Source organism: Nostoc sp. CENA543 (assembly GCF_002896875.1).
Lineage (GTDB): Bacteria > Cyanobacteriota > Cyanobacteriia > Cyanobacteriales > Nostocaceae > Trichormus.
The window spans coordinates 6,315,586-6,332,670 of sequence record NZ_CP023278.1 but is presented as its reverse complement, the minus strand read 5'-3'; the positions used below and the strand labels follow the sequence as shown (position 1 = coordinate 6,332,670).

Annotated in this window: 13 protein-coding genes and 10 tRNA genes; 2 read left to right on the top strand and 21 right to left on the bottom strand. The window is 41.9% G+C overall.

Annotated elements, in window-relative coordinates:
- Positions 1-89 precede the first annotated feature (89 nt).
- Complete coding sequence (locus CLI64_RS26595) at positions 90-3,326, bottom strand: efflux RND transporter permease subunit (RefSeq protein WP_103140025.1); 3,237 nt, start codon at positions 3,324-3,326, stop codon at positions 90-92.
- 185 nt (positions 3,327-3,511) lie between these two features.
- Positions 3,512-4,876 carry an efflux RND transporter periplasmic adaptor subunit gene (locus tag CLI64_RS26590; RefSeq protein WP_103140024.1) on the bottom strand — a complete coding sequence of 455 codons (1,365 nt, stop codon included), beginning with the start codon at positions 4,874-4,876 and terminating at the stop codon, positions 3,512-3,514.
- 534 nt (positions 4,877-5,410) lie between these two features.
- On the opposite strand from CLI64_RS26590, the gene CLI64_RS26585 reads away from it, so the two are divergent.
- Complete coding sequence (locus CLI64_RS26585) at positions 5,411-5,950, top strand: phycobiliprotein lyase (RefSeq protein WP_103140023.1); 540 nt, start codon at positions 5,411-5,413, stop codon at positions 5,948-5,950.
- An 82-nt stretch (positions 5,951-6,032) separates the two neighbouring features.
- On the opposite strand, the gene CLI64_RS31725 is transcribed toward CLI64_RS26585, so the two are convergent.
- The 18 genes from CLI64_RS31725 to CLI64_RS26520 all read right to left on the bottom strand — a co-directional run bounded on the left by CLI64_RS31725 (position 6,033) and on the right by CLI64_RS26520 (position 13,483).
- On the bottom strand, positions 6,033-6,089 hold the full coding sequence (locus CLI64_RS31725; protein ID WP_225977628.1) for a hypothetical protein: 57 nt from the start codon (positions 6,087-6,089) through the stop codon (positions 6,033-6,035).
- Between the two features lie 2 nt (positions 6,090-6,091).
- The gene (locus tag CLI64_RS31025) at positions 6,092-6,250 is read right to left on the bottom strand and encodes a hypothetical protein (protein ID WP_157943327.1); all 159 of its coding nucleotides are present in this window, start codon (positions 6,248-6,250) and stop codon (positions 6,092-6,094) included.
- Between the two features lie 131 nt (positions 6,251-6,381).
- Positions 6,382-6,455: transfer RNA gene (locus tag CLI64_RS26580), tRNA-Ala, on the bottom strand.
- A 5-nt stretch (positions 6,456-6,460) separates the two neighbouring features.
- Positions 6,461-6,560: transfer RNA gene (locus tag CLI64_RS31020), tRNA-OTHER, on the bottom strand.
- A gap of 9 nt (positions 6,561-6,569) precedes the next feature.
- Positions 6,570-6,643 (bottom strand) — tRNA-Leu (locus tag CLI64_RS26575).
- Positions 6,644-6,649: 6 nt separating this feature from the next.
- Positions 6,650-6,725 (bottom strand) — tRNA-Lys (locus tag CLI64_RS26570).
- Between the two features lie 42 nt (positions 6,726-6,767).
- Positions 6,768-6,900, bottom strand: a tRNA-Gln gene (locus tag CLI64_RS31015).
- Between the two features lie 11 nt (positions 6,901-6,911).
- Positions 6,912-7,009, bottom strand: a tRNA-Asn gene (locus CLI64_RS31010).
- A 9-nt stretch (positions 7,010-7,018) separates the two neighbouring features.
- Positions 7,019-7,092: transfer RNA gene (locus CLI64_RS26565), tRNA-Phe, on the bottom strand.
- A 13-nt stretch (positions 7,093-7,105) separates the two neighbouring features.
- A tRNA-Glu gene (locus CLI64_RS26560) sits at positions 7,106-7,177 on the bottom strand.
- Positions 7,178-7,264: 87 nt separating this feature from the next.
- Positions 7,265-7,361, bottom strand: a tRNA-Ile gene (locus CLI64_RS31005).
- A gap of 86 nt (positions 7,362-7,447) precedes the next feature.
- Positions 7,448-7,545, bottom strand: a tRNA-Asp gene (locus CLI64_RS26550).
- 256 nt (positions 7,546-7,801) lie between these two features.
- Positions 7,802-8,017, bottom strand: a complete 216-nt coding sequence (locus CLI64_RS31000) for a hypothetical protein (protein WP_157943326.1) — start codon at positions 8,015-8,017, stop codon at positions 7,802-7,804.
- 291 nt (positions 8,018-8,308) lie between these two features.
- Entirely contained in the window at positions 8,309-9,385 is a 1,077-nt protein-coding gene (locus CLI64_RS26540; protein ID WP_225977434.1) for an alpha/beta hydrolase, read from the bottom strand.
- Positions 9,386-9,698: 313 nt separating this feature from the next.
- On the bottom strand, positions 9,699-10,718 hold the full coding sequence (locus CLI64_RS26535; protein WP_103140021.1) for a carboxylesterase: 1,020 nt from the start codon (positions 10,716-10,718) through the stop codon (positions 9,699-9,701).
- 349 nt (positions 10,719-11,067) lie between these two features.
- Positions 11,068-11,481, bottom strand: coding sequence for an alternative ribosome rescue aminoacyl-tRNA hydrolase ArfB (arfB, locus tag CLI64_RS26530; protein ID WP_103140020.1), 414 nt, complete (start codon positions 11,479-11,481; stop codon positions 11,068-11,070).
- A 127-nt stretch (positions 11,482-11,608) separates the two neighbouring features.
- A complete protein-coding gene (locus tag CLI64_RS30995; RefSeq protein WP_157943325.1) occupies positions 11,609-11,764 on the bottom strand; it encodes a hypothetical protein in 156 nt (51 codons plus the stop codon).
- A gap of 6 nt (positions 11,765-11,770) precedes the next feature.
- On the bottom strand, positions 11,771-13,483 hold the full coding sequence (locus CLI64_RS26520; RefSeq protein ID WP_103140893.1) for a diflavin flavoprotein: 1,713 nt from the start codon (positions 13,481-13,483) through the stop codon (positions 11,771-11,773).
- A 330-nt stretch (positions 13,484-13,813) separates the two neighbouring features.
- Between CLI64_RS26520 and CLI64_RS26515 the strand changes: the two genes are divergently transcribed.
- Positions 13,814-14,014, top strand: coding sequence for a DUF433 domain-containing protein (locus CLI64_RS26515; RefSeq protein WP_103140019.1), 201 nt, complete (start codon positions 13,814-13,816; stop codon positions 14,012-14,014).
- Positions 14,015-14,115: 101 nt separating this feature from the next.
- Here CLI64_RS26515 and CLI64_RS26510 read toward each other — a convergent pair whose 3' ends face one another.
- Positions 14,116-16,869: an NACHT domain-containing NTPase gene (locus CLI64_RS26510; RefSeq protein WP_103140018.1), complete on the bottom strand. Its 2,754-nt coding sequence runs from the start codon at positions 16,867-16,869 to the stop codon at positions 14,116-14,118.
- Positions 16,870-17,085 lie beyond the last annotated feature (216 nt).

Genomic DNA, 17,085 nt, shown 5'->3' with positions numbered 1-17,085 from the left:
TTAACCCAAGGGTTAGGTTGGCTGCTCTTTCTTCCCCCTACACCCTTACAACCGCTCCAACAGGTTTTGGTAAATTCTATATTCAATCATTAGGCTTTATCTAACTTTTTCTTCCAGAAACGTAGCCATAATGACATTGATTTAATCCAAGTGCCTCCTAGTAAATCATGGAGTAGGGTGTAGAAACAGGGGATGATAAATAAAGTTAGTAGGGTTGCTAAAGATAAACCAGAAAATACAACTACACCCAGGGGTTGCAGAAATTCCGAACCTTCTCCAATGCCCAATGCTAAGGGGAACATACCTAAGACTGTGGTGATAGTGGTCATTAAAACGGGACGTAACCTTTGGGGTGCAGCTTGTAAGATGGCTGTTCTGCGGTCTATTTGTTCTCGTTCGCGGATTTGATTAGCTAATTCCACCATAATGATTGCATTGTTGACTACAATCCCCACAAGTAAAACTGCACCGACAATAACAGTTGCACCTATGGCTGTTTTGGTGATGTAAAGTCCAAAAATACCGCCAGCTAAAGCTAGAGGGATAGTGAACATGATGGCTAGTGGGTCAATTAGGGAATTGTACTGCACCGCCATGACTACGAATACTAAAAAGGTAGCTAATCCGCCTAAAATCTGTAATGAACTTTGTAATTCTTGGTTGGATGTGGCGGCCGCACTGGGTAAAACACTCACACCTTCTGGTAATTCTAGACTATTTATGACATCTTGTACTTGGGCGATCGCTTCACTCAGGCTAGCACCTTCGGTTAAGTTACCTGCAAAAATGATGACTTGACGTTGGTTGATACGCTGAATCTCGCCTGGGGCTTGACCTTCGACGATTTGAGCTACATCACTTAAGCGGACTTGACGATTACCATCGACAAATAAAGGTAATCTTTGTAGTTGAGAAGGTGTTTGGACTGTGCTTTGATTTAATTGCACTCTCACATCAACTAGACGATTACCCCGTTGTAGTTGGGTGGGAACGCTACCTTCTAAGGCTGTTTGAATTGTATTTCCGATATCTTGGGTGTTTAATCCTAAAGCTGAGACTCTTTCCCAGTCGGGACGGATTTGAATTTCTGGTTGTCTATCATCAGCATCAGGACGGAATCTAGCTTGGGTGACGCGTTCTTCTAAGGCGGCTAATACTTGACGACTAGCCGCTTCTAAACTTTGTGAGTCATTACCTTGGAGAATTACGTCAACATCAGCGTTACGCACAGGTGAATTATTGACAATTAAACCTCGGACTTGGCCTGGTGAGATCCGCAAACGAATACCAGCTAGATTCAACTTGTTAACAGCTGCTGTTAGTCTTTCAACGTAAGCATCTACGTTAGTACCTGTTTTGAGGGTAATGTTGCTAGTACCGCGCAGGGGATTGGCATTGGTAGTAGTTCCAAATAATGCACCCCCGGCGGTGGAAAAAACATATTCTGTTTCTGGTTGTTGGCGGATGATTTCTTCTACCGCAGTCATGACTTTGCGGTTAGTTTCTAGGGGTGTACCTGGGGGAAACTGGGCGAAGAGGTTAGCTTGTCCGGTGTTGATGCGGGGGAGAATTTGTTGGGGAATTTGGGGGGCCATCCATAGACTACCACCACCGAAGATGAGTATAGCGATCGCTACTGTTACTAATCGCCAACGTAATATATTTTTTAAGCAACCTGCATACATTCTGGCTGAGGCTTCAAAACGGCGATTAAATTGCTTTAATAGCCAAAAGTTACTCAAATTACTCGAAAATCGCCAGCCTAACATCCGCGAGGTCATCATAGGAACAACGGTAGCGGCTATCAAGATGGAAGCTGCAACGGAAAAACTAATAGTGAGAATTAATTCGTTGAATAATAAAGCAATAAAGCCACCAATCAGCAAAAATGGTAAGACTGCCACTAAGTTGGTACTTGTAGAGGCAATTAAGGCTGATTCTACTGCTTGGCTACTTTTTTCGGCTTGAGCAATTAATTGTTGTGGACGCAAACGGCTTTTAGTATCCTTCCCTGGTGTCATCCCCACCCCTTCAGCAATGCTTTCTAGCATGACGATGGAGTTGTCTACAACAATACCCACACCCAAAGCTAAACCACCCAAGCTAAATACGTTGATGGATAAGCCAAAGACACCCATGAGAATGATTGCGGCTAGGGTGGCTAGGGGGATAGCAACGACGATGATAAAGGTTTGACGCAGAGAACCCAGAAATAATAAAACTGCGATCGCGGCGAGGGCTGTACCAATTAACCCAGAACTCGTAACATTAGAAATAGAATTACGGATAAATTTAGATTCGTCTAAGGTAGGTGTAATGATCGTACCTTCAGGGATGACACCTCCCGTCCGCAACTGTTCTAAACGGGTTTTTACAGCATCAACTACATTGATAGTGTTGGCATCTGGTTGCTTTTGAATACTGACTTTTACAGCAGGTTCACCGTTTAAGGAGACATATACCCTCTGTTGTTCTGAACCGTCGATAACTTCGGCGAAGTCTCGCAGATAAACGCGACGACTGGGGACTGAGGACTGGGTATTAGTGACTGGGGAAGAGACTTCAAAAGATAAGTTTCTAATTTCATCGGCAGTTTTAAATCGTCCTACAGTTCTGGTGAGTGGTTCAGAATTCACACCCAAAATCCGACCACCGGAAATATCTTGGTTGCGATTTCTCAACTCATCTAAGACATCAGTTAAACCTACACCTAATGCTTGTAAACGGTCTAAATCGAGGTTAACTCTGACTTCTTCTTGTAAACCCCCTGATACATCTACCCCAGCTACCCCAGGAACAACGCCTAATTCCCGTGCTAATTCTTCTTCTGCAAATACCCGTAAATCAACCCCTGTTAAAGAAGGGGAAGTTAAAGCCATTTCGTAGACCGGTAATTGGGAAGGGTCAACTTTGAATAGACGAGGTGATTCAATCGTATCTGGTAAAGTGCTTCTGGCTCTATTAAAGGCTGCTGTGGCATCATTTAAAGCTTGGTCAATATTACCGCCTGGCTGAAAGTATAAATCTATGCTGACTTGCCCTTCACGAGTTTGAGAAAAAACCTGAATCACACCCTCCGTAGCAGAAAAAGCTTCTTCTAAAGGTTTAGTGACTTCATCAATGGCTACCTCTGGCGAAATACCTGGTGCTTGTATCCGCACACCAATACGAGGATAGGTAATGGAAGGCAGTAAATCTACTGGCAGCTTGATAATAAAGAACACACCTAAAACAATCACCGCCAAAGTAAGCATCAGAGTGCCGATATGTTGGCGGATAGAGATGGAACTGAGACTAAATCCACCGCTTTTATTCACTTCCTGCATTTTTATCGCCCTCTTTGGGGAGTTAACAATTCAAAATTCAAAATTCAAAATTCAAAATTCAAAGAACTGATTCTTACCCAACTCAACAGTCATTAGTCACTACTCAGCACCGGCTAAACGCTGCGCTACCGCTAACAGCACGGGCTAAACGCCCCGCTTCCGCTAACACCACTCACCACTCCCCACTAACTCCCTGATTTTTCAGAAAGTATAGAAAGACGCACAGCATCGCCATCTTTTAAAGGTCTACCACTTCTGACAACATAGCGATCGCCTGGTTGTAAACCTGATAAAATTTCGACTTTGCCATCGGCTTTTTCCCCTAGTGTGACAGCACGAGACATGACTTTAGGTTTATCTGCGGTATCTGCTAATACGTAAATTGTGCCGTTGCTTTCTGCTGCTGTGTCTCTATTTGATTTTTGTAAAGCTGTTTGGGATATGACTACTCGCTGGGGTACTTGAGTCGCAAAACTGACTCTAGCTAGTAACCCGCTACTGATATTGTTGTTACTGTTGGGTATAACTACTTCCACCGGAATTAATCTGGCGGTTGCGTCGGCGGTGGGAGAAATGCGGGTGACTCTACCGATTAATTTTTCCTGGGGAAAGGCATCTAAACGAACTTCTACAGACTGTCCTATTTGAATGCGATTTAATTCTAATTCAGACACTTGCACGACTACTTTGATGCGGCTAAAGTCGGCAATTTTTAAAGCCTCACCCCCAGCTTGCAGGAGATTTCCTGGTTCTGTGACTTTTTCGGTGACTACACCAGTGATGGGTGAGATGAGCCGGGAGTAGGAACGACGTTCTTTGGTTTGGGCTAATACTGCTTTTTGGGCGAAGACTCGTCCTCTGGCAGCAGCTTCGGCTTGTTGTTCTGTCCGCACCCGTTCTTGGGCGGCACGCAGTGCTTGGGCGGCGGTTTTGGCTTTGGTGTTGGCTTGTTGGGCTTGTTGTTCGGAAATTGCCCCTTCTTTAAATAATTGCTGTTGGCGGTTAGCATCAGCTTCGGCTTGGACTAACTCTAGCCGCAATCTTTCTACCTCTGCATTGGCGTTACTGATTTGGGTAGAGGCTCTAGCTACTTCTGATTGTAGGGCGGCTAATTCGGCTTCTGCTTGTCGGAAGTCTGTAGAGAGGATAGTGTCATCTAATTGACCGATGGTTTGTCCTTTTGTTACTGAGTCGCCGACATCTGAGTTTAAAGATAATAACCTACCTTCTACTTGCGATCGCAGTGATACTGTCCGGTATGGTGTGGTTGTACCTGTATACTCTGTTTGTGGTTGCAATCTTTCTATGCGCGCAATAGCTACATCTACCGGTACTGCTTGGTTTCCTTCTCTGCTTGTCCGTTGTTGAGATTGTGCTTTTGCTGATTCTTTTGGTAGAGAACCACAACTAGCTGTGAATATCCCTGTACTCAACAAACAAAACATCAATAAGTAATGGAAAATCCTACTTTTTTGGCGATGATTTTTCTGTTTCTCATCAAAATTTGTCTGATTTAATTGCCAAGTGGGAGTGTAAGTTTGCTGCTGCATCGTTTTTTGCTGTAATTTTGGGTCTGAATGATCGATTTAGCTTGTTTAAACAAGTTTTTGATTCACAGCTTTTTATTACTAAACAAATCCATCTATTATGTTTTTGGCTGGTAAATGTAGAAGTTCATAAAGTTGTTTAGGAAACTTTTGGTACTAAATATTACTATGATCACAAAATGATGACAAAGTCATGTCAAATTTTTTTTACTGTTATATTGCTAGTATTACAGACAGAAAATTCCTAGTATAAATTAGCCAAAAAGATTTGGCACACCTCTAAAACTTAGCATCCATCGTCAATAGATATCACATAACAATTGATCTGCTAGACACTAATGTCGGCATTGTTTGGTAAGGGAATATTTAGTTTTACTAAATACAAACTCTATCGTAGCAAAAATACCTCTGTAATCACTGGTATTTCTCGGTATTTCGGCAACGTATTAAAAATTTTAAACTAGAATTGCATTTTAGAGCAATGTATTATATACAATAAGCCCAATTTTTATTCCTTTTAGGTGAGGACAATTACGCGTGAGATCACCGCTAACAATTGCACACACTGCTGATGAGTCCCAAATCATCGAGTTTTTTCAAGCATCAGTTGGTCAGTGGCTTTCGGAAAGACGTTACTATACTCTTCCCAACGGTAATACCAAAGAAATCGAGAGTATGCTCGCCATCCGATTTTTAGAGTCAGGATGCGAGGAATTACAAAAGTTGGCTCAAATGCACAATTTAACCGACGCAGTGATGCTGGTTGGTGGTGTAGAAGTTAATTGGCGTAGTAAAAATAGCTTAACTAATAGGAATGAATCTGAAGGTTCTACATTATTTGGTGCGTTAGGAAATATATTGTATCGCGATCGCGGTTTTGCCACCTCAGAACCAATTACTGCGAAGTATTCTTTCCCTAACAGCAAAACTCTATGTCTGCGGACAGAGTATAACGGTTCAGTCTTTGAGGAAGAGTTAAAGTTAGTTGGTAACAAATATCGCACCCGACAAACTATTATTTCTCGTGCGGGTGAACAGGTAATGATTGGTCAATATCTAGAAAAAAGATTACCCTAGTTTGTCATTTCTTGGTATTAAAAACCCCGATTTTTCTGAAAAATCGGGGTTTTTGATGTATCTTAATTCTGAGAAATCTGCTTTATCGTTGATGCTGGAATTTCCACATACCCGTTGTGACGACTGATAATAAACCCAAAATTACCCCAGGTTCAGGTACAGATTGAGAATTATCTTCAATCGCAAATAAGGTAGTTCGCTAACTTCATTAGATACAACTAGCAAAGGTTTACCATTGACTTGATAGGAAGCTATCGCATCGGGTTGGTACATCCCCAAGACTAGCCAGTTAGCGATCACATCATCACCTCCATTATCAATTCAAAGGTGTCTGAGGAGGCTTGAACTCCCTAATGACTGGTTTCACAAACCAGTGCCGCGACTGCTTTGGCTAGCTCCATAGGAGCAGCTACGCCAACAGACACCATAAGTGGATACTGGTCGGATTTGAACCGACATCTTTCTGCTTGCAAGGCAGACGCTTTCCCAATTAAGCTACAGACCCATATTTGGCAGAAGTGGTAGGACTTGAACCTACATCGGTCGATTTAGAAGATTCTCCTTCGGAGACGCTAACGCGAACGATGCCCATCCATTAGGCGACACTCCCATAAGTTGATACCCCTGACAGGATTTGAACCTGTAGAAAACCCGTTTTAAGCAGGTCATGTCTGCCAATTGCATCACAGGGGTAAAATTTGGTGGGGTATACAGGAGTCGAACCTGTCTAAGTCGGATTAAAAGTCCGATGCACTTGCCGCTATGCCAATACCCCATACACAAGGGCGTTATTTATCCGCTCTGCCAACGACCCAATTGGTACTCCCGACAGGAGTTGTAGCTTGCTTCCCGTTCGCAGAGCGTTCCCGTTGGCGCAGTCTCTCGTAGAGAAGGGTAGGGTACCTACAAATTCCTGTTTCAGAGACAGGTGACTCTACCAATTCATCCACTCGGCAATTAATGGCTGCCCCAGTAGGACTCGTTCGCGTAAGCGTTCCTGAAGGGTACCTACAGCCTCGCGGTTAACAGCCACTTGCTCTGCCATTAAGCTATGGGGCAATGTGCCAGTCCCCCAGGTCAGAATCGAACTGACGACCTTCTGTTTTTCAAACAGACGCTACTACCAACTGAGCTACCAGGGGATAAGGTGAATAATTCCCCTGGCGGGATTTGAACCCGCAATTTCCGCTTTGAAAGAGCAGCGACTTAACCATTTGTCCACAGGGGCAGAGAGTAGAACGCAAGGATTAGAACTTGAACCCAGAACAACAGTTTTGGAGACTCTGGTGTTGCCAATTACACCATCCCTGCATTTGGTTGCAGTGGTGGGAGTTGTAGCCGTAGGCATCCCGAAGGGTACCCACATTTACCAAGTTATGAGCTTGGGGCTTTGCCATTAAGCTACACTGCAATGTTTGGAAGCCTCGACGGGAGTTGCACCCGCTTCTCTCTGACTGAGAATCAAAGCGACTTAATCTTTTTGTCCACAAGGCTACATGGGGATGATGGGATTTGTTGGCAAAGCCTTCCCGAAAGGTACACACGTTCTTTCGCTCGACAGGCGACTGCTTTAAACCGGACTAAGCTACACCCCCACGTTGGGTGGCAATTATTTAGTTTTCATGGTTCTGATAGTGTTTGCTCTCTGCCTTTTTGAGAGGCTTGATTGCTTTACTACATTTATGCTACATAAGTATTACAAAAGTGTCAAGGGTGTACTACAAAATTTTTTTCAGAAGTAGAAGGCACGTGTAGACGCGTTCGCGGCTTGTCGTCAGACATCACTCTTAAAAAAATAACCCCCGCCTCTGGTGAAAAGAAGCGGGGGTGAGGTAGTTGATACTTTTTGCTCTATGTGGGTGCTATGAGACATTTACACTTCCCGCTTTCCTTCAGTTGCTCTGGATTCAGCCAACAGGCTAACGCTCCAAAAAAGCCAATGTCTATAGATTTATCGCCAATGAACAGATACATTTGCTCAAACGCAAATAGCGCAGCCGCTCTGCCTAAACCCTTGCTGGGTTGGCAATGCACCGCGCTAATGGTTGAGGAGAGTCTGCTGGTCATTGAAGGTTTGTAGTATTTGTAATCAAGACTATTTTAAATAATACAGTTGTAGTATGTGTTTGTCCAGCACACAGTTTCTTATTGGATAGCGATCGCGTAAGACCAATTCAAAATTCAAAATTAAGAAAATGGGACTCAGCATAGCTTTTGGCGTTTGCATTTGAATCACATTTTTTGTGAATTGGTATAACCGCCCACCGGCTCGCCAGTTGCTAAGGCCAGTATTTCATCAGTTCAAACGAAAAACCCTCACTGGGTAGCTGAGGGTGGATAACAAATTTATCACTGTGTTTATTTTATTACTGATTTCTGCTTACGTGTTAGCAGTGAACTTGCACCTATTACCCCTAATCCCAGCAAGCTAACTACAGAAGTGTATTCAGGTATAGGTTTTGTAACGCTCTCCACATTGACATTTGGATCTAACGCATCACCTGAGTTGAATACATAATCAAATGCTCCTTTGTCGTTGAGTACAGTTCCGCGTAAAAAAAGCGCACTCCAACGGGCAATGGTTTCAATTGCCACATCTTGCCCTAGCGTTGGTCTAATAGGTTCACGTAGGAGATTATCTTCATTGGTAATGCCATAGTGGTTAGCACCAGGAATGGTGATAAACGCCTTGGGAGGGTCTTGAATGCCTGCGTATGTTTCTTGAGCATTAGCGGGAGTTGCCACACTATCTAGATTACCCTGCACTAGAGCAATAGGTATGTCATCGTTGTCAATAATCGGCAGCCCTCCACTACTTTGGCCGATCCGGAAGTTAGTACCATAAAACACCCCAGCCTTCAATTCATCAGGTCGATTAAAATCTTTCGTACATAAAACAAAAAAACAGTCACCCTGAATTGCAGCAATTCCTACTGCTCCTCCAAATGAGTGACCAAGCAAGACTAGGGTACTGGGGTCAAGTAGATTAGCAACAGGTGATGTTCCCTGAGATTTCTCACTCTGCATATAAGTCAGAACATCATTTACCTGCTGCTGTTCAGCGAGCAATCCTGTAACTGCACCCATTGGACTGATTGCAGTTCTGATGTGATTAGGTACGACTACTACAAACCCATAACGAGCCACGGTGCTAGCGAACGTTGAGTAGTCGGACTTGTCAACCAGCGCACCTTGCAAGAACAAAGCAATGGGCAGTGAACTCTTATCGGTATTGGAAACAACTGGGTAATAGATATAAGCAGCATCTACACCACCATCACTTCTAGGAATCGTGGTAACGTAGTTAGCTGCGCTATCGAAAATAGGAGCAGGGTTGAATGTAGCGGCCGCAGCACTTCGCTCTACTCCTAGAGTTATCATCAATGCCCCAACTATAGCCATTGATGATTGCTTCTTTGAGGAGAGAAAATTCATGGCTTTATACCTCGTTATATTGCCAACTCAGCATTAGTAAGTCTCTTTGCTTGCCAGCCCCCTAAAAATCATAGTTTTCTGGGTATTCTGGGCAAAGTTTGCCAAGTCTAATCTTGAACGAGGTTATCATCACACATTCCTTATATGAACACTAGTATTTCAAGTAATCTTTATCACAGCTTTAAATCAGCCCTTATCCCCATGAGTAATACTTAAACGTCAAAGACCCGCCTTCGGTGATCGTGATCGCTTAATCTGCACAAGTTTCAATCCCTAATAGGGATTAGGGTTAATTGCAAAAAATATTGTGTATCTAAACTTTAAGATTCGGATTGATACATTTGAGATCATCACAACCAAAACGTCGAGTCATCATTGCAGATAGCTGTTGGAAAGCTTGAGGATCAAGTTTCAATTTTTGCTGAATTGGGTAATAGGATTTTCCCTGTATTATCCTCATTGCCATTTCCTGAAACTGTTGCCAAGTTAAATCACTCTCTACAAATACTTTGGCTAAGGTAATTACTAGTTCCTCATAATCATTATCTTCCATTTTGGTCATCATTCGATGTTCAATTTCTAGGGATTCATCAAAGCAGTAATACCAGGATTTCGGCTGCTGCTTGAGTATCATTGTGAAATAATCCTGCTGTTTAGAGAGACTAACAGCGCGATCGCTCTCACTACACACCATTAAAATAGGTGCAGAAGTATGAGTTTGAGCCTGTTGGAAAAGCCGTTCTCCCAATTCTAAAAATATGCGTAGTGCTGGAATCCGAAAACCTTTATAACCAAAATTACCAGATGCGTCTTTGTTGAACCACTCAAAGTAAATTGGCAAAATTTTAATTAATATAGTAAATAAAAAATTTCGATTAGCTAAATAAGGCGTAAACAATAAAGCCCGTTCAACTTGTTGGGGATATTCCAATCCTAGCCAAGCCGCTAAAGTTCCTCCCGTGGATAATCCACCGACTACGACTTGTTCACCAAGGGTTTTGGCAATCTGCAACCACTCCAGTACAAACTCTTGATAAGTCTTAATATCTGTTGGGAGTGGGGGAGGGTTTTGACGATTCCAATCTCCTGCTAGTCCGTGACCTGGTTGTAAGGGAACTAAGACATTGTATCCTTGACTAAATAAAGCTTTGCCAAGTGGCTCAAATTGATATGGGCCTGCCGTAAAGCCATGCAGGAAGAGACAAACTTTGGATGTAGTGTGGGGATAAATAAAGAATTTGGAACGACAAGCTTCGTTCCTGAGTCCAACTCCTGACTCTGATTGATTAATTTTCTCAAGAATATCTATTGTCTTCTGGATGCTAACTCTCATCTTTGAATTTATGTATGTATATATACATAGTCTCAAATCAGTGAGCTTCCCAAATCTAGCAGAGGATGTATTGTTGAGTTAAAAAGTTCTCAAAAAATCCTAAATCAGACAGGTTTTTCCCTATTCCCTACTTTCAACACAAGTCAAAGCCCCTTTTGGGTTCATCGTGCCAAAATTAAAATAATTTCTTCTTTGGAAGTCTCTAATTTTCTGGAATTTGCTATTTAAGCGTGGTAGTCATTATTAGTAAAGCGACTTATCAATAACTTCTATAAATTACCCTGGGGAAGATAACCCCAACAAAAGCCCAGTCATTCCGGCTGGGTTTTTGGTTGAAGAGGATCATACTTTAATCAATGATCTGCCTTCTCATGGACTTAATTTGTCCTCGCTTAGTTTTACTGTCAAGACGTTTGGAGTGAGAACTGCGAGTTGGTTTGGTGGGTTTGCGTTTTCTCTTGATTACAACTGCGCTTTTAATCAGTTCTTTGAGTCGTTCTAAAGCTTCCTCACGGTTTTGCTCTTGGCTGCGATGTTCTTGAGATTTGATGACAATAACCCCTTCTTGGGTAATGCGTCGGTCATTCAGTTTCAAAAGCTGTTCTTTGTAGAAAGTGGGTAATGATGAAGCCTCAATGTTAAAACGTAAGTGAATGGCAGTAGAAACCTTGTTGACGTTTTGACCCCCTGCTCCTTGAGAACGAATCGCGCTCATTTCGAGTTCGCTATCGGGGATAGTGATTTTATTAGAGATTTGCAGCATAACTTATATATAGCGTTATTAGAGCGATCGCGTAGCGGTAGCGAGTCTAAAAGCTCAACGGCAACCCCCGTTTTTTTTGGTTGGGTGACATATTGGGGAATACTGGCATCTTATCACTAGCCATCCGTCAGTATTTTTTGAGCAACGAAGATGTCTGGTGGTCTAAGCCAATTTCTTGGTACTTGCCACCCTTACCCCGAAACTTAATTGTGTAATATCCGCGCTGTCTATCTTCTGGTAACGGGTCTGGTTGCCATTGAAAGTTGTGCCAATATAACCCCATGCCCATTTAATAATGATTACCTGACTTACGATGATGCACGGCTGTCACACCATCCTGATTTAACACCCGGCCATTATCCACAGTCGCATACACTAACCAATGATCGCCTGATTCCATCCGGTTCTGCACTGAGCATTCTAAATACGCTAGTGCATCTTTGAGGATGGGACTACCGTTAACAGCTTCTTCCGTCGCTACATCAGCAAATCTGTCTTGTGCAGGGCCAAAGGGTTTGAGGAAATGTTTCATCAAGCCTAAATGATTCCCTTCTTTCAAAACGTTGAGAACGAATTGATTCCCTGAGTGTGTCAAGCTTTCTACTGCTCTATCTTTAGCCACAGCAATAGTTAAACCTGGAGGATTAAAGCTGGCTTGCGCTACCCAAGAGGCTAACATTGCACTAGATACTTCCCCTTGCTTGGCGGTGACAACACACAACGAACCCACAATGCGTCCCACTGCTTGTTCGACGTTGGTGGCGGGTTGGCTGGTGGTACGGACTTTCTTGGCTTTCTTCAAAGCTTGGGCAAAGTCAGTTCCCGCTTCTTCACATAATTGCAAAGTTGCTTCATTGGGTTTGAACTTGACGCGGATGGTATCAAAACCAAAACGATAACCTGCGTCTTTGAGTCGGCTTTCAATTAAATCGACGGCTTCCCCACTCCAGCCAAACGAACCAAATACACCAGCTAGTTTATTGTTAGTGGCGGTAGATAACACAATTCCTAACGCTGTTTGTACGGGTGTAGGTGCATGACCACCAAGGGTAGGTGAACCAATGACAAAGCCAGCCGATTTTTCCACCGCCGCCCGAATTTCCTCCGGTTCAGTGAATTCGCAGTTAATTGACTCCACAGCAACCCCAGCTTTAGTAATACCACGCGCGATCGCCTGTGCCAAAGTCGCTGTATTTCCATAAGCCGAAGCATAAATTAACGCTACTGTCAAGTCAGCCGAAGCTTGTTGTTGAATCCATTCTCGGTAGGCGTGAGTTAGTTCAATTAAGCCATAACGCACTATCGGCCCGTGTCCGGTAGCGTACATCCGCACGGGTAAATCAGCGAGTTTATCGAGGGCTGTGTCAACTTGTTTGGCGTGGGGTGCTATTACACAATCAAAATAATAGCGGCGGTCTTCATTAATTGATTGCCAACCTTCATCAAATACTTGGTCGCCGCAAATATGCGCTGCAAATAGTTTATCAGAGTAGAGAATTTCCGTTTGGGGGTCGTAGGTGCAGAGAGCATCTGCATAACGGGGGTTGGGTGTGGGGATGAATTGTAGATGATGACCTTTGCCCAAATCTAGGGTTTCATCCCCCCGCATCACGAGAATTGGCAAGTCTTGATTTTCTAACGCCCCCCGCAAATTAATCGCCCCTGGGTTGGAACAGACAAAAGTAATTTGGGGTGCAATTTCCAGTAAAGCTTTTAAAGTAGCGGCGCGGTTGGGGTTAACGTGACCGAGAATCACATAATCAATAGCTTTCACATCAAATCTTTGCTGCAAAGCCTCTAAGTAAATTTGCGTGAAAGTTTCCCCAGGCGGGTCAATTAACGCGACTTTATCACCTTGAATTAAATAAGAATTAGCAGTCGTACCCTTAGCCAGAGCGTATTCAATTTCAAATCTTAACCTAGACCAACTGCGCGATCGCACAATTGTTGTGTCTGTACCGATGGGCATGACTTGAATGTCACGGGGTTTATTTACTTGTATCATATGTCACTTGTTTTAGTAGTATTTTCTGATAAGTTTATTGCTGGGTTTAAAGCGTTGCTATAGTATAGGCAGGGTAGACAATTGTAGTAAATCGGTAGCTATTTATCATTAAAGCTTAATGTGTCGGATTCGATTTTCAGCGTTTATTATGAATAAGATAAATGTTTAGTAATTCTAAATATCTCTGAGACACCCTACATCATCCATGAACAGAGCGATGCCTCAAATAACGCTATTACAATAAAGCCATACTCGATGCCACACTCATTAAAATTGCGGGAGTTAAATATTGTTCTAGATACAATATGAGGATTTTAGGTAGCAAATATGCAAAATCTCACTAGAATTACCCGTAATCCAGAGGTGATGGGTGGTAAACCCTGCATTCGGGGAATGCGCGTTACTGTTGGTACTATCGTCGGCTTAATGGCATCTGGACACAGTAATAGTGATACCTTCAAAGCTTATCCGTATCTGGAAGAAGCTGATATTTATGAGGCACTTGCTTATGTTGCATCAATATTGTGAACGTATCGCCTGACATTGCCAATGTATTGCGTAACATTGTGATTGTACCGACTAACATCAAGATTGTATCGCCTGACATTGCCAATGTATCGACTACATAATCAACAACTACGCCGCAACCATTCTAAAATTTCATCAACTGATTGGTGGGGTGTAAAGATTTTGAGGGTGTTGTAGTTTGGTATGGGGTCACTAATCAAACAAATTGCACCTTCAAATTTGCTGATGGCGTTGAGAAACGCTTGGCTGTATGTCGCCTCACCTGTAGGATTAGTTGCACCTGGGTAAAATACTAAAACTACTCGTTTGTCAGTTTTTAGTAGTTTGAAATAAACTTTTAAAGCTGACATATTGTTTGGTTCGCCAGAAGTACGTTCTGGGCAACCTTGGCTAACCATTTCGGCATAAATTTCGGCTGCTGGGTTATCTGGTTCGATGAATTGACTGGTGTCGATATAGATTAGGTGAATGTTTTGGCTAAGTTGAGAGTCTTTGTTAATTGCAGCTTGCAAGCCTTGGGGTAAGTCAACATAAGTACAAATGACTTCTTCACGATTTTCTTGATACCACGCATCGTAAAAATCTGGGTAGGACATATTTTCGGCGCAGTAAAAAAGAATATCGTGACAGATACCATAAGGATCTGTCTGATGTTTATCTACATGATTTTTTAAACTTTTAACTACTAGGCTAGATAAACTTACAGAGTAGTTTACTTCCTCTAAAATAGATTTTAGGCTCTCCAATGCTGCTTCACATATTAATTCATGATGATTAAATTGTGTTTGAAAAATTTCCAGAAGATCATGAACTGATTGAACCGTATCAAAAGAAATTTTAACTTTTTTCCGTAGTGCATTTAATATATCTAAACCTGAAATGTCGCCAAAATATGAAAATTGCATACCCCACATCTCTTTTTTAGATTGCAGAGGAAATTGTAAATATTCATACATTTCTTCAGGAACTCTCAAATATGGAGGAGAAAGGAATAAATGATTATAATAAAAATTATGATAAAAATGTGGATATAAAAAATTAAATTTTAGTTCATAATAATCTTCATCAAATTGTATTATCTGATTAAGACTACAACCTAAAAATTCTTTGATTCCATTCTTCACTAAAATATAGGCTTTACTAGCGTATGCTCCTTCAACTTTATTTTTAGGCTGTAAAAATTCGCAAATTTTTTGGATAAATGCTTCCTTATCCTCTTTACTCACATCCACATCCTCTCTTCCCAACCACAGCAAAATTACCTCTCTCCATTGTGGTTCAAAAATGCGGTAAATTCTTTTTTTTGTATTATCAGGAACATGATTCAAAAAATCTTTCCGCCAATCTTTAACTTTTAACGCAGCAAAATATTCTTGAAAGTTGGGATGAAAGAAAGCATAAACTTCCTCCTCAGTTTCAGCTACTCTGTCTACTAAATTTAACCAACCAGCCTCACAAGCTAATTTAAATAATCTCTCGCCCATTTCTTGACGTGCTAAACTACTTGGAAAGCGGAACCGTGCAGGACTGTTAATACCTGCAAAAGCTAATTTGCTTAAAGCTTGGTGTAATTCATCTTTTAAATCATCAGAGTTACACAACTCAGTAGATAAATCCGATTTCCATTCATAAAAATAGCGGGTAAATCTCTGATAAAGTGCTGCTTTCGTTTCTGGTAATTCTCCCTGCTTATCCAAATAGAATGTCTGACACAGCAGCGACAACCGTAGAGGATTCGTCACCAATTTACAAATATTTTCATGTTGAGTTGCTTTTAACTTATCCTGTAGTGTCTTCCCTTTCGCTAAATTACCAGCACGCTCAAACCACTGTTGAATAAAATCATCAATTTGTTCTGGTTTAAACTCTTGAGTTTTATAAGTATCAAATCCTGTGAGTGCATTATTAACCTGGGCATCCCAAACATTTAACCGACAAGTTAAAACCACCCGCGCCTGTCTTAAAGATGCTGTCAGTTCTCGATTAATTTTGGTTAATGCTTGCACGGGTGAATTTTCACCCATTTCATCTACACCATCTAACAGTAGCCAAACTTTCTGTTTAGCAAAACACTCAAGTAATTGACGTTCAATTTCTGGCGTGACGACAACATCAGATTTAACTAATCTCATTGCTTCAGTCAGCCATTGCTTGAGCAAATATTCCTTAATAGTTCTTCCTTGTAAGTTGGCGAGAGAAATACAGATAGGTAAATCTTGAGTGTTGTTTTGAATAAAGGAAGCAATAGTACTTAATAAAGTGGTCTTACCTGCTCCTGGTTCACCGATAATAGCAATATTTTTATTTTTTTCGGCTGGCTGTTGTTCAATTACTTCGCGGAGAAATGCGCCATGTTCATAGGTTTTGACTATCACTTCTTGCGTCAATTCATAAACATTTGCTCTGTCTCGCTGTTCATCTAGTTGTCGGCGTTGCTGCTGTTTGCGTTCCACTAACCCCAAGGGAACATAGACGTTAACTTCAAAACCTTGTTCTGTCGCTTTGCGTCTGAGTCTTGCTGCTTCTTGCTGAGTGTTCAGCATGGTGATGCAAACTTCACGCCAGTTAATTTGTGTAGCTTCTAACCCAGTATCATTACTTGGCGCATTCCACACATCAACACCAACAATTTCCTCTGGCTTCAAGTCAAGAACAGCAGCAATTAACTCAATAGGTTCTGAGCCAATTTTGTATCCCCATTTTGGGTTAAATAGCCGTTTAACTTGATCAATAGTTACGTTTGCTTCTTTTCTGATGTCTTCATAAGTAAAACGTTTCTCACGCTTTTTTGCTTGGAGTTTTTCTAAACCTTCCTTACTAGCAAGAAAACCTTTAGGTCTACGTGGTTGATTCATCAGTGCGGTTGTGTTGCGTAGCCATATTCTACACCGAGTGAATGGAATTTACGGTTACACAGACAATATTCAGTCCGCAACGACAGACTTTGTTGATATAACGGCAATTTCTCAGCCAGTTGTAGAAAAATTTTAGGGTGCAAATTCATACTCGCATTTATCTGCATTGACTAGCGTCTAGTTAGTGATGGGGTGGAATGGATATTTTTTGAATCA

Excerpts from the sequence above, each read along its gene's own strand:
- CLI64_RS26595 (WP_103140025.1), bottom strand. The coding sequence starts at position 3,326 with ATGCAGGAAGTGAATAAAAGCGGTGGATTTAGTCTCAGTTCCATCTCT.
- CLI64_RS26590 (WP_103140024.1), bottom strand. The coding sequence starts at position 4,876 with ATGCAGCAGCAAACTTACACTCCCACTTGGCAATTAAATCAGACAAAT.
- CLI64_RS31000 (WP_157943326.1), bottom strand. The coding sequence starts at position 8,017 with ATGACCAGCAGACTCTCCTCAACCATTAGCGCGGTGCATTGCCAACCC.
- CLI64_RS26540 (WP_225977434.1), bottom strand. The coding sequence starts at position 9,385 with ATGAATTTTCTCTCCTCAAAGAAGCAATCATCAATGGCTATAGTTGGG.
- CLI64_RS26535 (WP_103140021.1), bottom strand. The coding sequence starts at position 10,718 with ATGAGAGTTAGCATCCAGAAGACAATAGATATTCTTGAGAAAATTAAT.
- arfB (WP_103140020.1), bottom strand. The coding sequence starts at position 11,481 with ATGCTGCAAATCTCTAATAAAATCACTATCCCCGATAGCGAACTCGAA.
- CLI64_RS30995 (WP_157943325.1), bottom strand. The coding sequence starts at position 11,764 with ATGGGGTTATATTGGCACAACTTTCAATGGCAACCAGACCCGTTACCA.
- CLI64_RS26515 (WP_103140019.1), top strand. The coding sequence starts at position 13,814 with ATGCAAAATCTCACTAGAATTACCCGTAATCCAGAGGTGATGGGTGGT.
- CLI64_RS26510 (WP_103140018.1), bottom strand. The coding sequence starts at position 16,869 with ATGAATCAACCACGTAGACCTAAAGGTTTTCTTGCTAGTAAGGAAGGT.